The 16,626-nt window shown below is 45.9% G+C and carries 17 protein-coding genes; 1 reads left to right on the top strand and 16 read right to left on the bottom strand.

Features of this window, described 5'->3' with window-relative positions; translation table 11 throughout:
• Positions 1-21 precede the first annotated feature (21 nt).
• From rpsC to HPS55_RS10045, 16 genes are all read right to left on the bottom strand, one after another.
• Positions 22-744, bottom strand: a complete 723-nt coding sequence (gene rpsC / locus HPS55_RS10120; RefSeq protein WP_172174119.1) for a 30S ribosomal protein S3 — start codon at positions 742-744, stop codon at positions 22-24.
• An 11-nt stretch (positions 745-755) separates the two neighbouring features.
• The gene (rplV, locus tag HPS55_RS10115) at positions 756-1,154 is read right to left on the bottom strand and encodes a 50S ribosomal protein L22 (protein ID WP_172174122.1); all 399 of its coding nucleotides are present in this window, start codon (positions 1,152-1,154) and stop codon (positions 756-758) included.
• A gap of 39 nt (positions 1,155-1,193) precedes the next feature.
• Entirely contained in the window at positions 1,194-1,460 is a 267-nt protein-coding gene (rpsS, locus tag HPS55_RS10110) for a 30S ribosomal protein S19 (RefSeq protein ID WP_172174125.1), read from the bottom strand.
• Between the two features lie 21 nt (positions 1,461-1,481).
• Entirely contained in the window at positions 1,482-2,306 is an 825-nt protein-coding gene (gene rplB, locus HPS55_RS10105; RefSeq protein ID WP_172174128.1) for a 50S ribosomal protein L2, read from the bottom strand.
• Between the two features lie 3 nt (positions 2,307-2,309).
• Positions 2,310-2,669: a 50S ribosomal protein L23 gene (rplW, locus tag HPS55_RS10100; protein WP_172174130.1), complete on the bottom strand. Its 360-nt coding sequence runs from the start codon at positions 2,667-2,669 to the stop codon at positions 2,310-2,312.
• 15 nt (positions 2,670-2,684) lie between these two features.
• Positions 2,685-3,314 (bottom strand): 50S ribosomal protein L4, encoded by a 630-nt coding sequence (rplD, locus tag HPS55_RS10095; RefSeq protein WP_172174132.1) that lies wholly within the window; start codon positions 3,312-3,314, stop codon positions 2,685-2,687.
• Entirely contained in the window at positions 3,314-3,928 is a 615-nt protein-coding gene (gene rplC / locus HPS55_RS10090) for a 50S ribosomal protein L3 (RefSeq protein WP_172174134.1), read from the bottom strand. The genes rplD and rplC overlap by 1 nt, the downstream gene beginning before the upstream one ends.
• A 54-nt stretch (positions 3,929-3,982) precedes the next feature.
• The gene (gene rpsJ / locus HPS55_RS10085; RefSeq protein ID WP_013064715.1) at positions 3,983-4,288 is read right to left on the bottom strand and encodes a 30S ribosomal protein S10; all 306 of its coding nucleotides are present in this window, start codon (positions 4,286-4,288) and stop codon (positions 3,983-3,985) included.
• A 113-nt stretch (positions 4,289-4,401) separates the two neighbouring features.
• Entirely contained in the window at positions 4,402-6,519 is a 2,118-nt protein-coding gene (gene fusA / locus HPS55_RS10080; protein ID WP_172174136.1) for an elongation factor G, read from the bottom strand.
• A 34-nt stretch (positions 6,520-6,553) separates the two neighbouring features.
• Positions 6,554-7,030, bottom strand: a complete 477-nt coding sequence (gene rpsG, locus HPS55_RS10075; RefSeq protein WP_172174138.1) for a 30S ribosomal protein S7 — start codon at positions 7,028-7,030, stop codon at positions 6,554-6,556.
• A 156-nt stretch (positions 7,031-7,186) separates the two neighbouring features.
• Entirely contained in the window at positions 7,187-7,567 is a 381-nt protein-coding gene (rpsL, locus tag HPS55_RS10070) for a 30S ribosomal protein S12 (RefSeq protein ID WP_021851960.1), read from the bottom strand.
• A gap of 302 nt (positions 7,568-7,869) precedes the next feature.
• Positions 7,870-9,480 (bottom strand): leucine-rich repeat domain-containing protein, encoded by a 1,611-nt coding sequence (locus HPS55_RS10065; RefSeq protein WP_172174140.1) that lies wholly within the window; start codon positions 9,478-9,480, stop codon positions 7,870-7,872.
• Positions 9,481-9,525: 45 nt separating this feature from the next.
• Positions 9,526-11,112: a leucine-rich repeat domain-containing protein gene (locus tag HPS55_RS10060; RefSeq protein ID WP_172174142.1), complete on the bottom strand. Its 1,587-nt coding sequence runs from the start codon at positions 11,110-11,112 to the stop codon at positions 9,526-9,528.
• A 102-nt stretch (positions 11,113-11,214) separates the two neighbouring features.
• Entirely contained in the window at positions 11,215-13,980 is a 2,766-nt protein-coding gene (locus HPS55_RS10055; RefSeq protein ID WP_172174144.1) for a C13 family peptidase, read from the bottom strand.
• 14 nt (positions 13,981-13,994) lie between these two features.
• Complete coding sequence (locus HPS55_RS10050; RefSeq protein ID WP_172174146.1) at positions 13,995-14,879, bottom strand: hypothetical protein; 885 nt, start codon at positions 14,877-14,879, stop codon at positions 13,995-13,997.
• Between the two features lie 48 nt (positions 14,880-14,927).
• Entirely contained in the window at positions 14,928-15,158 is a 231-nt protein-coding gene (locus HPS55_RS10045) for a hypothetical protein (RefSeq protein ID WP_172324947.1), read from the bottom strand.
• A gap of 423 nt (positions 15,159-15,581) precedes the next feature.
• On the opposite strand from HPS55_RS10045, the gene HPS55_RS10040 reads away from it, so the two are divergent.
• A partial coding sequence (locus HPS55_RS10040; protein ID WP_172324945.1) for a tetratricopeptide repeat protein occupies positions 15,582-16,626 on the top strand: 1,045 nt, incomplete at its 3' end.

Raw genomic sequence — 16,626 nt, 5'->3', positions numbered from 1 at the left:
ATAGCTTCTTACTTTAAACGATTATTTATTCTTCTTATTACGGAACTTTCTGCCACCATTGTTACCTGCTGAGCGGTTGTTGCCTTTCTCTTGAGTGAAATTAGGTGAAAGATCACGCTTTCCATAAACTTCACCACGACAAATCCATACCTTAATACCCAGCAGACCAACCTTTGTAAGAGCCTCGGCCTGGCAGAAATCAATGTCTGCACGGAATGTATGCAGAGGTGTACGACCCTCCTTGTACATTTCCTTACGTGCCATTTCAGCACCGTTCAGACGTCCTGTAATTTGAATTTTAATACCCTCGGCACCAGCGCGCATCGTGTTTGCAATAGCCATTTTTATAGCACGGCGGTAAGCGATTTTGCCCTCCACCTGACGTGCTATGTTGTTGCCTACGATTGTTGCGTCGAGCTCTGGCTTCTTAACCTCGAAGATATTGATTTGAATCTCCTTGTCATAGAGTTTCTTCAATTCTTCCTTCAACTTGTCGACATCTTGACCACCTTTACCAATGACAATACCCGGACGAGCCGTGCAGATAGTAATGGTAACCAGCTTCAGTGTGCGTTCGATGACAATGCGAGACACGCTGGCTTTTGCCAAACGCTCGTTAAGATACTTACGGATTTTCTGGTCCTCAACCAAGTTGTCTCCGAAGTCCTTGCCTCCAAACCAATTTGAATCCCAACCTCTGACAATTCCAAGACGGTTGCTAATCGGATTTACTTTCTGTCCCATTCTACTTTTTATTAATCATTAGTTTTAGCATCAACAAACAGAGTCACGTGGTTAGAACGCTTGCGGATTCTGTATCCGCGGCCCTGCGGTGCGGGTCTCATTCGTTTCAAAGTAACACCTTCGTCTACGAAGACCTTGGTGATGTAAAGTTCACCGTTCTCAGCCTTGCGATCATTCTTTGCCTCCCAGTTGGCGATAGCCGAACGGAGAAGTTTCTCTACGTCAGCAGCAGCGGCTTTTTTTGAGAATCTCAGCACACCAAGTGCACGATTCACTTCCATGCCACGTATCATGTCCACGACATAACGCATCTTACGCGGAGAAGAAGGAACGCCTTTCAGTTTAGCAAAATACTGTGTTTTAAGGGCTGCCTTTCTTTCTTCAGCCTTAATATGTTTTCTTGCTCCCATTATTATATTCTTTTTATTTCTGGTGGATTTACCCGTCTGTTACTTCTTGTTACCTGCATGGCCACCGAAACGACGTGTTGGAGAGAATTCTCCGAGCTTGTGTCCTACCATGTTCTCGGTAATATAGACAGGAATAAATTTATTTCCGTTATGAACTGCAACAGTATGTCCCACAAAATCCGGGGAAATCATTGAAGCTCTGGCCCAAGTCTTAACGACTGTCTTCTTGCCGCTCTCATTCATTGCGAGAATCTTCTTCTCAAGCGACACGTTGATATATGGACCTTTTTTTAATGAACGACTCATAATTTCACTTAGTTAACTTAATTACTTACTTGCTCTTTCGATAATATACTTATTAGAAAGCTTCTTAGGTGCACGTGTCTTGAGACCCTTTGCATACAAGCCCTTACGTGAACGCGGATGGCCTCCGGACTGACGTCCTTCACCACCACCCATCGGGTGATCAACAGGGTTCATAACAACACCACGGTTGTGAGGACGACGGCCAAGCCAACGAGAGCGTCCTGCCTTACCGGACTGCTCAAGAGCGTGATCCGAATTACCGACACTACCGATAGTAGCCTTACAAGCACTAAGAATCTTGCGTGTCTCTCCTGAAGGGAGTTTGATTACGCAATAGCTTCCTTCACGAGAAGTTAACTGAGCGAAATTGCCGGCCGAACGAACGAGCAAAGCGCCTTGTCCGGGACGTAATTCAATGTTGTGAATCACGGTACCTACGGGGATGTTGGCAAGAGGAAGAGTATTACCAATCTCTGGCACGGCCTCTGCACCCGACATCACTGTTGCGCCTACTTGCAATCCATTGGGAGCAATGATATAACGTTTTTCACCATCAGCGTAGAACAACAAAGCAATACGAGCCGAACGGTTCGGATCGTATTCGATTGTCTTTACAACTGCTGGAACACCATCTTTCTCTCGTTTGAAGTCTATCATACGATACTTCCTCTTGTGACCGCCACCCATATAGCGGACGGTCATCTTACCGGTGTTGTTTCGACCACCGGTAGAACGTTTACCGTAAACGAGAGATTTCTCTGGCACGGATGCAGTAATTTCCTCGAACGTGCCAATAATCTTGTGTCTTTGACCCGGAGTTACCGGTTTTAACTTACGTACTGCCATTTTTTATTCTTGTATATTGCTATAAAAATCTATAGTATCGCCCTCTTTGAGAGTAACGATTGCTTTCTTGAACGCATTCTTTTGTCCTTTAATCAGACCAGCCTTGGTATAGCGAGCAGAACGCTTGCCGGCATAACGAATTGTGTTCACATCGATAACTTTAACGTTATACAGACTCTCGACTTCCTTCTGAATCTCAATCTTGTTGGCCTCAGGCTTAACAATGAAGCCATATTTGGGAGTAGCCTTCTTGGTTCTCTCCTCACCTTTCTTTGACTTCACCCTGTAAGTCCTATCCACAGAAGACTTGTCTGTAATCTTGGTCATCTTCTCAGTGACCAATGGTTTTATAATAAATGCCATGTCTTTTTGTCTCCTTTATTTGTTTAAGATTCCGTCGATTGTCTTCAGCGAGTTCTCTGTCATAACGAGTACATCGGCATTCAAAACTTTATACGCATTGAGGCCTGATGCGAGCATAACTTCGGCACGCTGCAAATTACGAGCTGACAAATATACATTTTTATCTGTTTCCGGCAAAACAAAAAGCATTTTCTTACCGTCTACTTTAAGATTTTTTGCAATATTTACGAATTCTTTAGTCTTTGGAGCCTCAAAAGAGAAATCCTCAACTACAACTATTGCATTTTCCTGAGCCTTGTAAGACAATGCACTCTTACGAGCAAGAACTTTTACTTTTTTATTCAGCTTGAAACGATAGTCACGGGGCTTTGGACCGAATACGCGGCCACCACCGACGAGTACCGGTGAATTGATATCACCACGACGAGCACCACCACCGCCTTTCTGGCGACCAAGTTTACGTGTAGAACCGGAAATCTCACTTCTCTCCTTTGATTTGTGTGTACCCTGACGCTGATTAGCGAGATACTGCTTAACGTCCAGATAAAGAACGTGGTCATTAGGTTCGATTCCGAAGATAGCCTCGTTCAGTTCTACCTTTCTTCCGGTCTCCTGACCATTGATATTTAATACATTGATTTCCATTATTTCTCAATTAATACAGTTGAACCATTGCAACCGGCCACACTACCCTTCACAAGAATGAGATTATGCTCCGGTATCACCTTTAACACTTTGAGGTTCTGGGTTGTCACTCTTTCATTACCCATGTGTCCACCCATGCGCATACCCTTAAATACCTTTGCGGGATAAGAACATGCACCGATAGAACCCGGCTTACGTGCGCGGTCATCCTGACCGTGAGTGCTCTGGCCTACACCACCGAAACCATGACGTTTCATAACGCCCTGGAATCCCTTACCTTTAGATGTACCTACAACATCAACAAATTGAGTGTCACTGAAAATATCAACAGTGATGGTGTCTCCGAGGTTATATTCCTCGTCAAACTTGAACTCGGCCAAGTGGCTCTTCGGTGTTGTTCCGGCTTTCTTGAAGATTCCCTGCATAGGCTTTGTAGTATTCTTCTCCTTAGCCTCGCCGAAACCCAGCTGAACAGCCTTGTAACCGTCTTTTTCGACAGTTTTTACCTGTGTAACAACACAAGGACCAGCTTCGATAACAGTGCACGGTACATTCTTACCGTCGGCACTGAAAACGGATGTCATTCCGATTTTTCTTCCAATTAATCCTGGCATTTCAATTAATATTAAAATATATTATAAAGTTTTCTTCTTCAGCGTATACCTGTACTATACCTTAATCTCTACTTCCACACCACTGGGCAACTCGAGTTTCATCAGAGCGTCGACAGTCTTTGCAGTAGAACTGTAGATGTCAATAAGACGCTTGTAGTCTGAGAGCTGGAATTGCTCACGTGCTTTTTTGTTAACGAATGTACTGCGGTTCACAGTGTAAATACGCTTGTGTGTAGGCAATGGAATAGGACCGCTGATTATAGCACCCGTAGCCTTAACAGCCTTCACGATTTTCTCTGCTGACTTATCCACTAATTTGTGGTCGTAAGATTTCAGCTTGATTCTGATTTTCTGACTCATTTCTATTTAATTGATTACTGTTTCTCAATCTGAAGAAAAGAAGTACGCTGCTTAAGAGTCATTCGCTAAGCAGCGCTTCTTCTCTTTCTGTTATAATTATATATCTTCAATCTTTATACAAGATCTGCACGTCCCTTTGCTTCCTCAAGGATAGCCTTGGCTATAGAACTTGAAACAGCCTCGTGGTGATCGTACTCCATTGAACTTGTAGCACGTCCTGAAGTAATAGTACGCAGAGCGGTAACATAACCGAACATCTCTGCCAGCGGAACCATTGCCTTCACAATACGTGCACCGCTACGTGCCTCTTCCATACCCTGCACCATACCACGGCGCTTGTTCAAGTCACCGATAACGTCGCCCATGTTCTCCTCCGGAGTAACTACCTCAACCTTCATGATAGGCTCCATCAGCACAGGACCTGCTTTCGGACAAGCATTCTTGAATGCGTTGCGTGCGGCAAGCTCGAACGAAAGCTGATCGGAGTCAACCGGATGGAACGAACCGTCGAGAAGTGTCACCTTCAAGCCTGTAACAGGATAACCGCCAAGAACACCGCTCTTGAGACAATCCTCGAATCCCTTCTGTACTGAAGGAATGAACTCCTTGGGCACATTACCACCTTTAACCTCATTTATAAACTGCAAGTCGCTTTCCTTGTAGTCCTCATCTTTCGGGCCGATGTTAACGATGATGTCGGCAAACTTACCGCGACCACCCGACTGCTTCTTGTAAACCTCACGAAGATTGACTTCCTTGGTGATAGCCTCCTTGTAGTTAACCTGCGGCTTGCCTTGATTACATTCAACTTTGAACTCACGCTTCAGACGGTCAATGATGATATCAAGATGCAACTCGCCCATACCCGAAATAACGGTCTGTCCGCTCTGCTCGTCAGTATGCACTGTAAATGTCGGGTCCTCCTCAGCCAATTTGGCAAGTCCGTTGTCAAGTTTGGCAATATCGGCCTGACTCTTCGGCTCTACAGCGATAGAAATCACAGTATCGGGGAATGTCATCGACTCCAATACGATAGGCTTGTTCTCATCACAGAGAGTATCACCCGTGCGGATATCCTTGAAACCGACACCAGAACCTATATCACCTGCTGCAATTTCCTCTACAGGATTTTGCTTGTTCGAGTGCATCTGGAACAGACGGCTCACACGCTCTTTCTTGCCCGAACGCGGATTATAGACATACGAACCGGCAGACACCTTTCCTGAGTAAACGCGGAAGAACACCAAACGGCCTACATACGGGTCGGTAGCAATCTTGAACGCCAAAGCCGACGTAGGCTCATCCTCTGACGGATGACGAACTTCAGCTTCCTCTGTATCCGGGTTCGTTCCTTCGATTGCAGGAGTATCAACAGGTGAAGGGAGGAATGCGCACACATAGTCAAGCATAGTCTGCACACCCTTATTCTTGAATGAAGAACCGCAAAGCATAGGAACACACTGCAAAGAGATGGTACCCTTACGGATTGCTGCGATAATCTCATCTTCGGTTATCGATTCCGGATCCTCAAAATATTTCTCCATCAGCGACTCGTCAAACTCAGCAGCTGACTCAAGCAATTTCCCGCGCCATTCATTACACTCATCAACCATGTCTGCAGGAATATCCTCCATGGAATACTCAGCTCCCATAGTCTCATCATGCCACAGAATAGCCTTCATCTTGATAAGGTCCACCAATCCCTTGAACCGTTCTTCAGCACCGATAGGACAACAAAGGTTAACCGGGTTTGCGCCCAGCACTTCTTTCATCTGCTTGAGCACATCATAATAATCGGCTCCAGAGCGGTCCATCTTGTTGACGTAGCCCATACGGGGCACATTGTATTTGTCCGCCTGGCGCCATACCGTCTCAGACTGCGGTTCTACACCGCCTACCGCACAATATGTTGCCACAGCACCGTCAAGCACGCGGAGCGAACGCTCCACCTCAGCGGTAAAGTCAACGTGTCCCGGAGTGTCAATCAGATTTATCTTATACTGATTGTTCTTATAGTTCCAAAAACATGTTGTAGCAGCAGAAGTGATGGTTATACCACGCTCCTGCTCCTGAGCCATCCAGTCCATGGTTGCCGAGCCGTCGTGAGTCTCACCAATCTTATGAGTCTTACCTGTATAGAACAGGATACGCTCTGAGGTTGTCGTCTTTCCGGCGTCGATATGAGCCATAATACCAATATTACGGGTCAAATGTAAATCGCGATGTGCCATTGTCTTTTTCCTTTATTATATTGATATTGACCTATTAGAATCTGAAGTGGGCGAATGCACGGTTAGCCTCGGCCATGCGGTGCATATCCTCCTTGCGCTTGTATGCGCCACCCTGACTGTTGAAAGCGTCCATAATCTCTGCGGCCAGTTTGTCGGCCATAGTCTTACCGCTGCGCTTACGTGCGAAAGCGATCATATTCTTCATAGATATGCTCTCTTTGCGGTCGGGACGTATTTCTGTAGGAACCTGGAATGTGGCACCACCGATACGACGGCTTTTCACCTCCACCAGCGGAGTGATATTGTCGAGGGCGGTCTTCCATATCTCAAGAGACGATTTCTCCTCGTTGGCCATCTTGTTCTTAACTGTGTCAAGTGCGTTGTAGAAAATCTCGTACGACTTGGTTTTCTTACCGTCGTACATCAGATGATTCACAAACTTCGAGACCTTTTGGTCATTGTAAACGGGATCCGGCAGGATCACACGCTTCTTTGGTTTTGCTTTTCTCATTTTGTTGTTAAATGAAATAATTCTGCTTGGGGCTGTTCCTTTTTTGTCCTTCAACGTCCTCTCTCGGGCATTTACTCAACCTTGTCGTAACAATTCTCCAGCAAAACGATTAAAAATTTGTTGTTTTATCCGGGCTTTACTAACCTTCTCCGGTTATTACTTCTTAGCCTTCGGACGTTTTGCGCCATACTTCGAACGGCGCTGTGTACGGTTTGCGACACCGGCGGTATCAAGCGTACCGCGAACAATGTGATAGCGCACACCGGGAAGGTCCTTCACACGTCCACCGCGAACGAGCACGATAGAGTGCTCCTGCAGGTTGTGTCCCTCTCCGGGAATGTAGGAGTTGACTTCCTTCTGGTTTGTCAGACGCACACGGGCAACTTTACGCATTGCCGAATTAGGTTTCTTCGGGGTTGTTGTATACACACGGACGCAAACGCCACGACGCTGAGGACATGAGTCCAATGCGGGCGATTTGCTCTTGTCAACAAGCGCCTTTCTACCTTTTCTTACCAATTGCTGAATTGTAGGCATTTTGTTAATGTTTTAAATTATATATATTTCGTATTATTTTCAAATCGTTACAATACGGGCATTATATACCCATATTCGGGCTGCAAAGGTACTAAATAATCCCCAAAACACACAACATTATATAAACGTTAGATTACTCAAAATAGCAGTTTTAACATAAAATAACCACAGTTAACCAATATTACAATCACAAAATTACGAATTTCCAACATTCAAATAATAAAATCCAACGGCAACGTACGGCAAAATCTGCCGTCGCTGCCGCTGTCATAGTAATAGATTATGTATAATAAACAGAGAGTTCAACGCCCCATCAACACCTTGCGTGCCTGCCCGTTCTGCTTTACGATATACAGTCCTCGGGGCAGATTGCCGGTTGCGGTGCCCTTTGCCTCAATCCGGCGGCCGTCGACGGTGTATATTTCGTCGGTTCCAGCCTGCCCTGCCGCAACCGTCGTCCCGATGATGCCTGCCGATGTTCCCGTGAGCAGCGGGGTCTCGACGATTTCGAGGAAGTGGTTCCAATACTCTGCGTTCTCGTAGTTCTTCTTTGCACCCACAGGCACAAAGAGACGGGATGCATGCATAGGCCAATAGTCGAACATGGGCGCTCCGAACGGGCCTTCTTCCGCATAATAATCGTCATAGGTGCCGCTCATCTCCGATACAAAGACAGGAGGCGTCATGCGGTTCACATACAGGTCAACAGCCAGATCGGTCTCCGGACTCCAATAGTTGAATCCCAACGACCATGGCTCCAGGACATCAAGGGTTGACGGCAGCACCATCGACCTGACAGCCCCGCACAGTCCGAACGCCTCGGTGTCTATCCTCCTGCAGCCCTCCGGTATTACAAACATGCTGTCGGGAAGTGTGCCCTTGAAAAACCTGAAAGCGGTATGGCAGATTTTCTCATAGCTCTCGGGCATCACAAGATGGCGCACCGATGACTTTGCCAGGAAAGAGCCGGGAATCTCCCTTACCGTCTTTGGCATTATAAGATAGTCAAGCTTGCTGCTTGATATGAACATACGCTTGCTGGCATCCACGTCAAGACCGGAAAAGTCGATGCTGTACAGCCGTCCGTAAATGGCGTTATGGCGCAGCGTTTCAAAGTCTCCGGCGTTCAGCACGCCGCTTATCTTCATCGAGTCCACGCACATATAGTCGCTGCCCATGATGTCTTTCAGGGGTTTGCTGCCGTCAAGCTCGAGAGTCATCGTCTTGAACGCTGTGTCATCCTCACGCACCTCACCGAACGAGGCCCAGCCGTCCTTGCCGCGATAATGCCTGCCGCATCCCGGGGCCACATGCAGGACAGCGCCATGGGGCAGACCCGAGAACTGCCAGCCCATTGTCTCGTCATGTGGCTTGTCGCCATAGAGCACAACATTTTTCAGATTATTGCAGTTATGGAAAGCCCCGCTTCCAATCTCTTTCACCCAGTACGGTATTGCGATGGCCTGCAAGCCGCAGCTGCTGAAAGCAAGGTTGCCTATCTTCTCCAGATTCACCGGCAGGGTTATGTAGCGCAGGCCGTTCATGTACAGGCTACCGTTACCCCCGTCAGCCGACTTGCGCGGGGCACCGTTCACCATGGTCGGGAGAAATGCGGCGGAGGGTATTTCCGTCTCATATCTGCATTGCGACATGTCGATGCCCGTGAGCCGGCCATTTTCGCAACAGTCGAGGAGTGCCGATGTCCAGCCGTAAGGCAGATGGACATCGGCTGAAATGACAAGCGAATCCACCCTGTAAAGGTCATCGCCGAGAACACGTTTCAGCTCTGTCCTGAAATTGTTGTCGCTGCCGATACCATAATGTATGCCTTTCACCAATTTTGTTTCCTGAGCTGTAGCCGTTGCTGTCATCAATGCCGACAACAGCAACATCAATGTTATCTTCTTTTTCATAAGTTTTTTTCATTAAGAAATTGCTCATGCGCCTGATTGCAGGCCTCACCTGCCCATCAGCACCTTGCGCGCCTGTCCGTTTTCCCTTACGATATACAGTCCGCGGGACAGGTCCACTGCCGCCGCGCCCCTTGCCACCATACGTCCGTCGGTGGTATATATGCCGTCGGTATGTCCGGTGCCTGCCATCGGTGTTGTCATGATATCTCCGATGCCTGCCGACACTCCCGTGAGCATCGGAGTCTCGATTATTTCCATGAAGTGGTTCCAGTGGTCGGTGTTCTCATAGTTCTTCTTTGCCCCTACAGGCACGAAGAGACGCCAAGTGCCGGTCCGGCATATGCTGCCATCGCAAGAACCGACACATCCGAACGGACCGTTTTGATGGCCGGTGTCGATTAAATAATCTGCCTCTTCAAAATATTGTGTCAGCTCCGGGGGAAACATCCGGTTGACATATAGGTCGACCTTGAAATCGGGCACATAATGATCCCCGGTGAGAGCCAGCGAATGTGGCTCGAGAACTTCCATCGTGGAAGGCAGCACAATCTTGTTGATGGTCCTGCAGCTGTAGAACGCCTGAAAATCCAGCTTGCGGCATCCTTCGGCGACAGTGAGCGTACCGTCGGGGAACGCCTTGCAGTATTCGAATGAGCCGACACCTATCCTGTCATAACTCTGCGGCATGGTAAGATGCCGGACTTCCGAACGTTCCAGAAAACCGTGGGGTATCATTTCCATCCGATCCGGCATACGCAGATAGCTGATGCTGCAAAAACACAGATTGCCGTCTTCCCCCATCTCACAACCGCTTAAGTCAAGACTGGCCAAGTGTCCATACTGAACCTTTTCTTTCAACAAAGCCAAATCTTCCGCACTGAGCATGCCGGTGACATGTACGGAGTCGACATCAAGCCCCGCCATATCCACCACATCCGTGAGACTCTTGCCAGCCTCCAAGTTAATGTCGAGACTCTTGAAAAGCGCATCCTCCTCACGCACTTCGCCGAATGATTTCCAGCTGTCCGAATTACGGTAATGTCCGCCTAGCCCGGGGCAAACATGCAGCACCGCGTCCGGCGGCATACCGGCAGCAAAGGCATTTCCGTCGGCATCCCCGCGCGGGTCACTCCCCCTGAACGCCACATTCTTCAGATTCGCACAACCTGAAAAGGCTCCCGTGCCGATGTTATCCACACCCGTCGGTATCTCAACACATTCCAGACTGGTATACGCAAAAGCGCTATCGCCAATCCAATTTAGACTGCCGGGCAATGTTATATATTTCAGGTTTATGCGGCGCGGGGTCACGCCATCATCCTCCCTATTCTTCGACATAAAAGAGTTAGGCACGATTCCCAACAGTCCGGTGTAGCGGGACATGTCTATACCTGTCAGACGGCCGTTTTCGCAACAGTCTCTAAGAAGTTCCATAGCGTCATCGTCAAAACCGTAATCACTGATTATCACTATTGAATCTATTTCATACCGGTCGTTGCCAAGCCTGGATTCAAGGGTGTTGGGATATCCACTGCCATTAGCCTCTATCACCTTGGTTTTCTTCTCCTGAGCCATAGAAACCACAGACATAAACGCCGTAAACAGAACGATGAATGCAAGTGTCTTTTTCATAAGTTTCATGTTTTATTAATAATTATGTTGGCTAAATTTTGCCGTTTGTTTTTCTTTTCAAAGATAGACAAACAATCCCGAACGGCAAAGTTTTTTCACTCGTTATTTCACGAATTTTTTTATTCCGGTCACGTTCCCGTTCTGAATCATCGTCACCTGATATATTCCCGATGGCAGGTTCATGGCAGGGATGGCATAGCCGGAAGCACCATTTTCAATGTTATAGTATGTTGCCGGAGTGCGGCCGTCTGACGATGTCAAGCACAGCTTTACACCACCCGGCACAGCCTCATAGAACCTGACATCCACGGCATCTGTGCAGCTCTGTGTGTCAACAGCCTTAATTGTCGATGTCTCGGCCGTCACGGGTGCAGAATCGCTTATGGCACCGTCGCTGACGGATTCCGCTCGGACGGTATAGCTTGATGCCGCTCCTGACGGCACCTCGAATGTGGCACCCGTGCCGACAACCGCTCCCGTGGCGTCATACCATTTGTAGATGACATCCTCGTCAACATTGGTAGCCTCAAGCATTGTCTTGCCGTTGCTCTGCATATTGGCACTTATCACCGGATTGATGGCAGGACGCGGTTCCTGAATTATTCTGAATGACTCTCCGCCGACACATTTTCCTGTCACGCTGTTCACCAGTGCCACGTCAACATCGTACTGCTTTCGTTCGGTTATGGCCTTATTGGCAAAAAAGTTACATGCCAACCCTATTCTGCCACTTTGGTATGGCGCCATCTTCAACCTTTTTAGCTTGCTAACATTGCTTTTCAGCATGACAGAGTTTTCCTTGTTCTTATCCAACTCCACGTACTCGCCACATTGGCCGCCTTTATTCCATGACTCGGTTAGGTCAGATGACAAATTCATAGACACATTGGCTTCTCTAAACAACAATGCGGTGAGGACAGTATCGACAAGACATATATCATATAATTTTTCTTCCAGTCCCCAATTTGACAAACTTACACGCATGGAATCAGAAATCGACACTATTGACAGATTGCTCTGACCAAGCTTGTTTGTTTTCCAAACCTCCACTATCCTATCTTCATCCACCGGCATTGTACCGGACTCATACGCATCTCTTATGTAAATAAGCGTGCACATATTAAAATCTGGTTTTGACGCTTCTTTATAGTCTTCTTTATTGAACGAATACCAAAAACAATTTATACCGCTGCCGCCTGCGGGTATAAAATCAAGCGGGATGCTTCCCAATGTTCCACCAGTATGCTTTAATGTATCGCAATCTTCATCAATCCTGCCTTTCCAGCCATCCAAGTTTATTGCAACATCGGATTTTGTCCAATACCCCCTCACCGTCTGGTCGCCTTTTGTATAGTCTTTAACACCTCTGTTACGAACCTTGAAATATACAAAAACAGGTTTGTGTTTCTCTATTATCAACTTTTCTGACTTTTGGTTTTCTTCTCCATCCTCATTATTTCTAAGCCATATATAAGGATTGTTCCAAAAAGCATATCTGTCATGAACGAACATAGCACCATAACGATCCTGCCAGTACGGACGTGTTATCAAACCTATTGATTTTCCCTTCTTATACGCTTTCGTCTTCAATTCCGACACAAGCGGTTTTTTGTATTCATCAAAAACAAGATCTACCGTAGGCGGGATATACGCAAGAGACAGATCCGATGCCACTGAATTGGTAAAATAGTTTATCTGTGGCGTCTCCGAAACAAACTTTGTTCCGTCGTTGGCATAGAAGTCGTGTTTTGCCGCATACAGCTGTGCATCCGCAATCGGGATGTTCTCCCCACAATCCAGTTTTTTGCCAACCGCGTCATAACCGTTCAATGCCGACGTCCAGTGATACAGGAATTCATTGTACGGCAATGTCTTGCTGCAATACGACCGCTCTGTCTCCGAGCAAGCCGTGGCAATGATACGGTTGGTCTTCTGCAGCGGCCCGATGAATCCGCCCGAATAGCACTGCCCCATCACTACGCTTATGAAACCGGCATTTACAGGATCCAGATAAGAAGCCAGCTCTTGCGGATAGAGTTTCACACTGTCCCAAAGATAGATAAAAGATGTTTTCTTGGCTTTATCCCATCCGCCGTGGTCTGTCACAAAAAGCATCAGATGGTCGTTGTCAGTCAGTTTCTGTGCCAGTTCACCGAATATCTGCTGCAGATTCTCTTTTGTCGCGGCATATTCTATGTCAGGCTGTCCGTCGTCGTCAAGGTCAAGCGGGGAAGATACGAAATCGCCACTTATAGGGTTCATGTCCGCTCCCTCATCAGCACCGTCAGACATCACCACCTTTATATTTCCCTTGGGAATTTCATATCTGTTACGCAAAGTCTTGTATATGAACGAGCAGTCGTTCCAATAGTTCTCCCTGTTGGCTGTCGGCGACATTCCTCCGTTCAGTATCACCGCATAGGTATTTCCAGCGGCCACATTGGGGTCGTTCGACTGTATCTTCTCCACAACGGGCTTCTTCGCATTGGTACCATATCGGTCGGGCTTTAACACGGGCCTCAACTCCACATCTGCCGGCGGGCATACGGAATCGATTATTTCGTATGTTGAAATATTATTGGTTTTAGGCAAATATACATATTTACAGGGATGCTCCCAGCCGCTACCAGGCTCTTCATCAACAAAAACCACCCAGACAGGTTCCGCTCTTTTCAAGGTCGGAGTAATAACCTTTGACGGCATTACACGGTTAGATTCACCTAAATAATAGTCGTAAACACAAGCCGTATCGGCCAGCATTCTTCTGACAGACTGGACGATTCTGTATTCTGCATCCATAATGGATATTTGTGCCTCCGCAGCCACGCAGCACAGCAACAATACAAACAATGAATATATCTTTTTCATCGCTTCTGCATTTTTCAGTTACCATTTGCCACCACCGAACTTGCGTACGCCACCTGCACACTGCTGTTGAGCAACGATGCATCTTCCACGTCGGCATTGGCATTGTTTATCATAAACATCACCTCCTCCGTGTATTCTGCAATATCCACATTGGCATAATTGACAACATACAGATACTCTGCCACAAAGTCTATATAGTCGGCATCCTCAGGATTCAGTGATGTCAGCTTGCCGCAATACTCGTCAAACGTCATGTCTGACGAATCTATGGAGCGCACCACATCGGCATCGGCGGCTATGGCAGCCTTCTGCATGCCGTTGAGCCTGTCGGCGGCAGCATATCCGGTGGATGTATCAAGCATTATGCTGTCGGCACGGGACAGCAGACTGGCCGATGTCAAAAGATTGCTGTTGTTGTCCATATTATACATCATGCCCTCCAGATGATTGTGATAATAGCCTATACTGTCCGAAAACGCGGGAGCCACGCCTGCTATAAAGACCGTAGGATTTGACAATTCCACACGCTTCGAGCCAAACAGCCTGTCTGTAACGGCCTTTACAAGCGAGCTGACTGCCGCTCCAACGAGCCCGCCGAGCCATCCGCCATGACGGTAACCGCGTATGCCGCCCTTGACGTCGGCAACAACTATCTTCATCTTCAAGTCGGTGGACAGTTCCGGATTGGGCATCCAAGGCTCCTGCGAAGCACGCGTCACTCCGTAAACATTCGCATTATACACTTTCAGGCGTTCCGTCAGTTCCTTCACGGTCACAGTCTTGTTATTTTCCTGATGCAAGTCCACTCCTGCTGCAACATCTTCCTGGCTGCAAGATGACAGCAGACCTGCAGCAAACAATGCTGCAAATCCAAATGTTAAAATCTTGTCCCGTTTCATTTCTTTGTTGTTAATGTTATAAATTTTATTTTATGGTACCACTCTTTTCTATTCATTGGTTATGGTCGTTTCTATGCTTCCACGTCCTTCCACATCCACACGAACATAATAGTCACCGCTTTCCTCGTCAGTCATGATGTAATTCAGCGAAGAACCTTTACCCACATTGTCACAGTCCGCATAAACCAAAACACCGTCTTTGTATATCTGCACATCTACATCTTTATCTCCACCGTCATTGGCAATAATAATTGTGTTTGTAACATTGTCATAGCTCATAGAAATGGAATCGGACTTGTGAGTGTTCTTATTACCACTACTACCAACCAAATCCCCATGAGTTTTCTCTATCTCTGCTTCTATTGATCCATACGATTTACATAACTGTGACATAATAAAAATGCCCACAAAAACGACAATAAAAATCTTTTTCATCACTTTAAATTTTATTGGTTATTCATTTATTTTTTGCCTTTAGGTGATAACAAAGTTATAAAAAACCAATCAATATTTCCAAATAAATTAAGTATACATTTTTTAACAGTGTTACATCGTTGTTTTTGTTAAAATCCTTATTATCAACACTATAACTAAAATAAAATGTTAAAACACCCCTAAAATTGTAACGTTTATATTTTGCTCCATTTTTACACATCAAGAAATTTTCATATATTTGCACCTCAGAAACAAATGATAATCATTATGAACAGAATACTGTTTTTACTCATATCTGCATTTACATTTATCACCTACGGATGTGGCGACAGCGCATGTTACAAGAAACTGATAGAGGTTGACTCACTGACTGAAAATGATCTAAATGACTCTGCAAACAAAATAATACAAATAATTGAAAACACATACAACATAAAAGACGGGAAAGAAAGAGCATATTACAGCCTGCTTAAATACCAGTTACTATTCAGAAAAAATCGAATAAATAAAAACGTTCATGTAGAGGACAGTCTTATAAACTACAGCATTTCATATTATTCTGATAATGAAGATGCTCGAAAATTAGCTCTCAGCTATTATCTTAAAGGAAGGATGAGTAAAGAAAAAGATGCTATACGATATTTCAAAAAAGCAGAATTTACTGTTCAAAAGACAGATAACAACTTCCTTAAAATGCGAATATTCAACTGCATAGCTTTAGCAAACTTAAAAAATGAAGATTATAAAACAGGATTGAAATTTGGATTAAAATCTATTAAATACGGACAAAAAGCCAATGATACAGAAACACTAATTTGGTGCTATCTTACAGTTTCTGATTTATATGGATACATTCATAAACCTGATAGCTGCATTTTTTTCGCAAACAAATGCATTGACTATTTAGACAAAGTTCCACTTGCACAAAAAGCATCTATATATATAAATGTTGCCGCTGCTATCGAAAACACAGACACAGCAAAGGCTAAAGAATACGCTCTAAAGTCATTGGAAATAAGAAAATCCAACAGTGCTTATCAGATATTGGCAAAATTAGCAAGAGACAGAAAAGACTACGCCCAATCAGAAGCATACTTGGAAGAAGCTCTGAAATACAGCCCGAGCGTCGACTGGGAAGCATTCATACTATATGAACTGGCACAGACCAAGGAACATATGGGCAAATACAAGGAAGCAAACATAATATCAAAGAAAGTAATAAAACTCCGAGACAGCGTAGAACATATACATGCCCGAGACAGCATAAAGGAAATACAATTGGCCGCAGAGCTCGACAACAAGAAGCAAAGTG

The organism is Xylanibacter rodentium (genome assembly GCF_013166575.1).
Taxonomy (GTDB): domain Bacteria; phylum Bacteroidota; class Bacteroidia; order Bacteroidales; family Bacteroidaceae; genus Prevotella; species Prevotella rodentium.
Note: the sequence above shows the minus strand (reverse complement) of the source record. Positions and strands in the feature narration are given on the sequence as shown.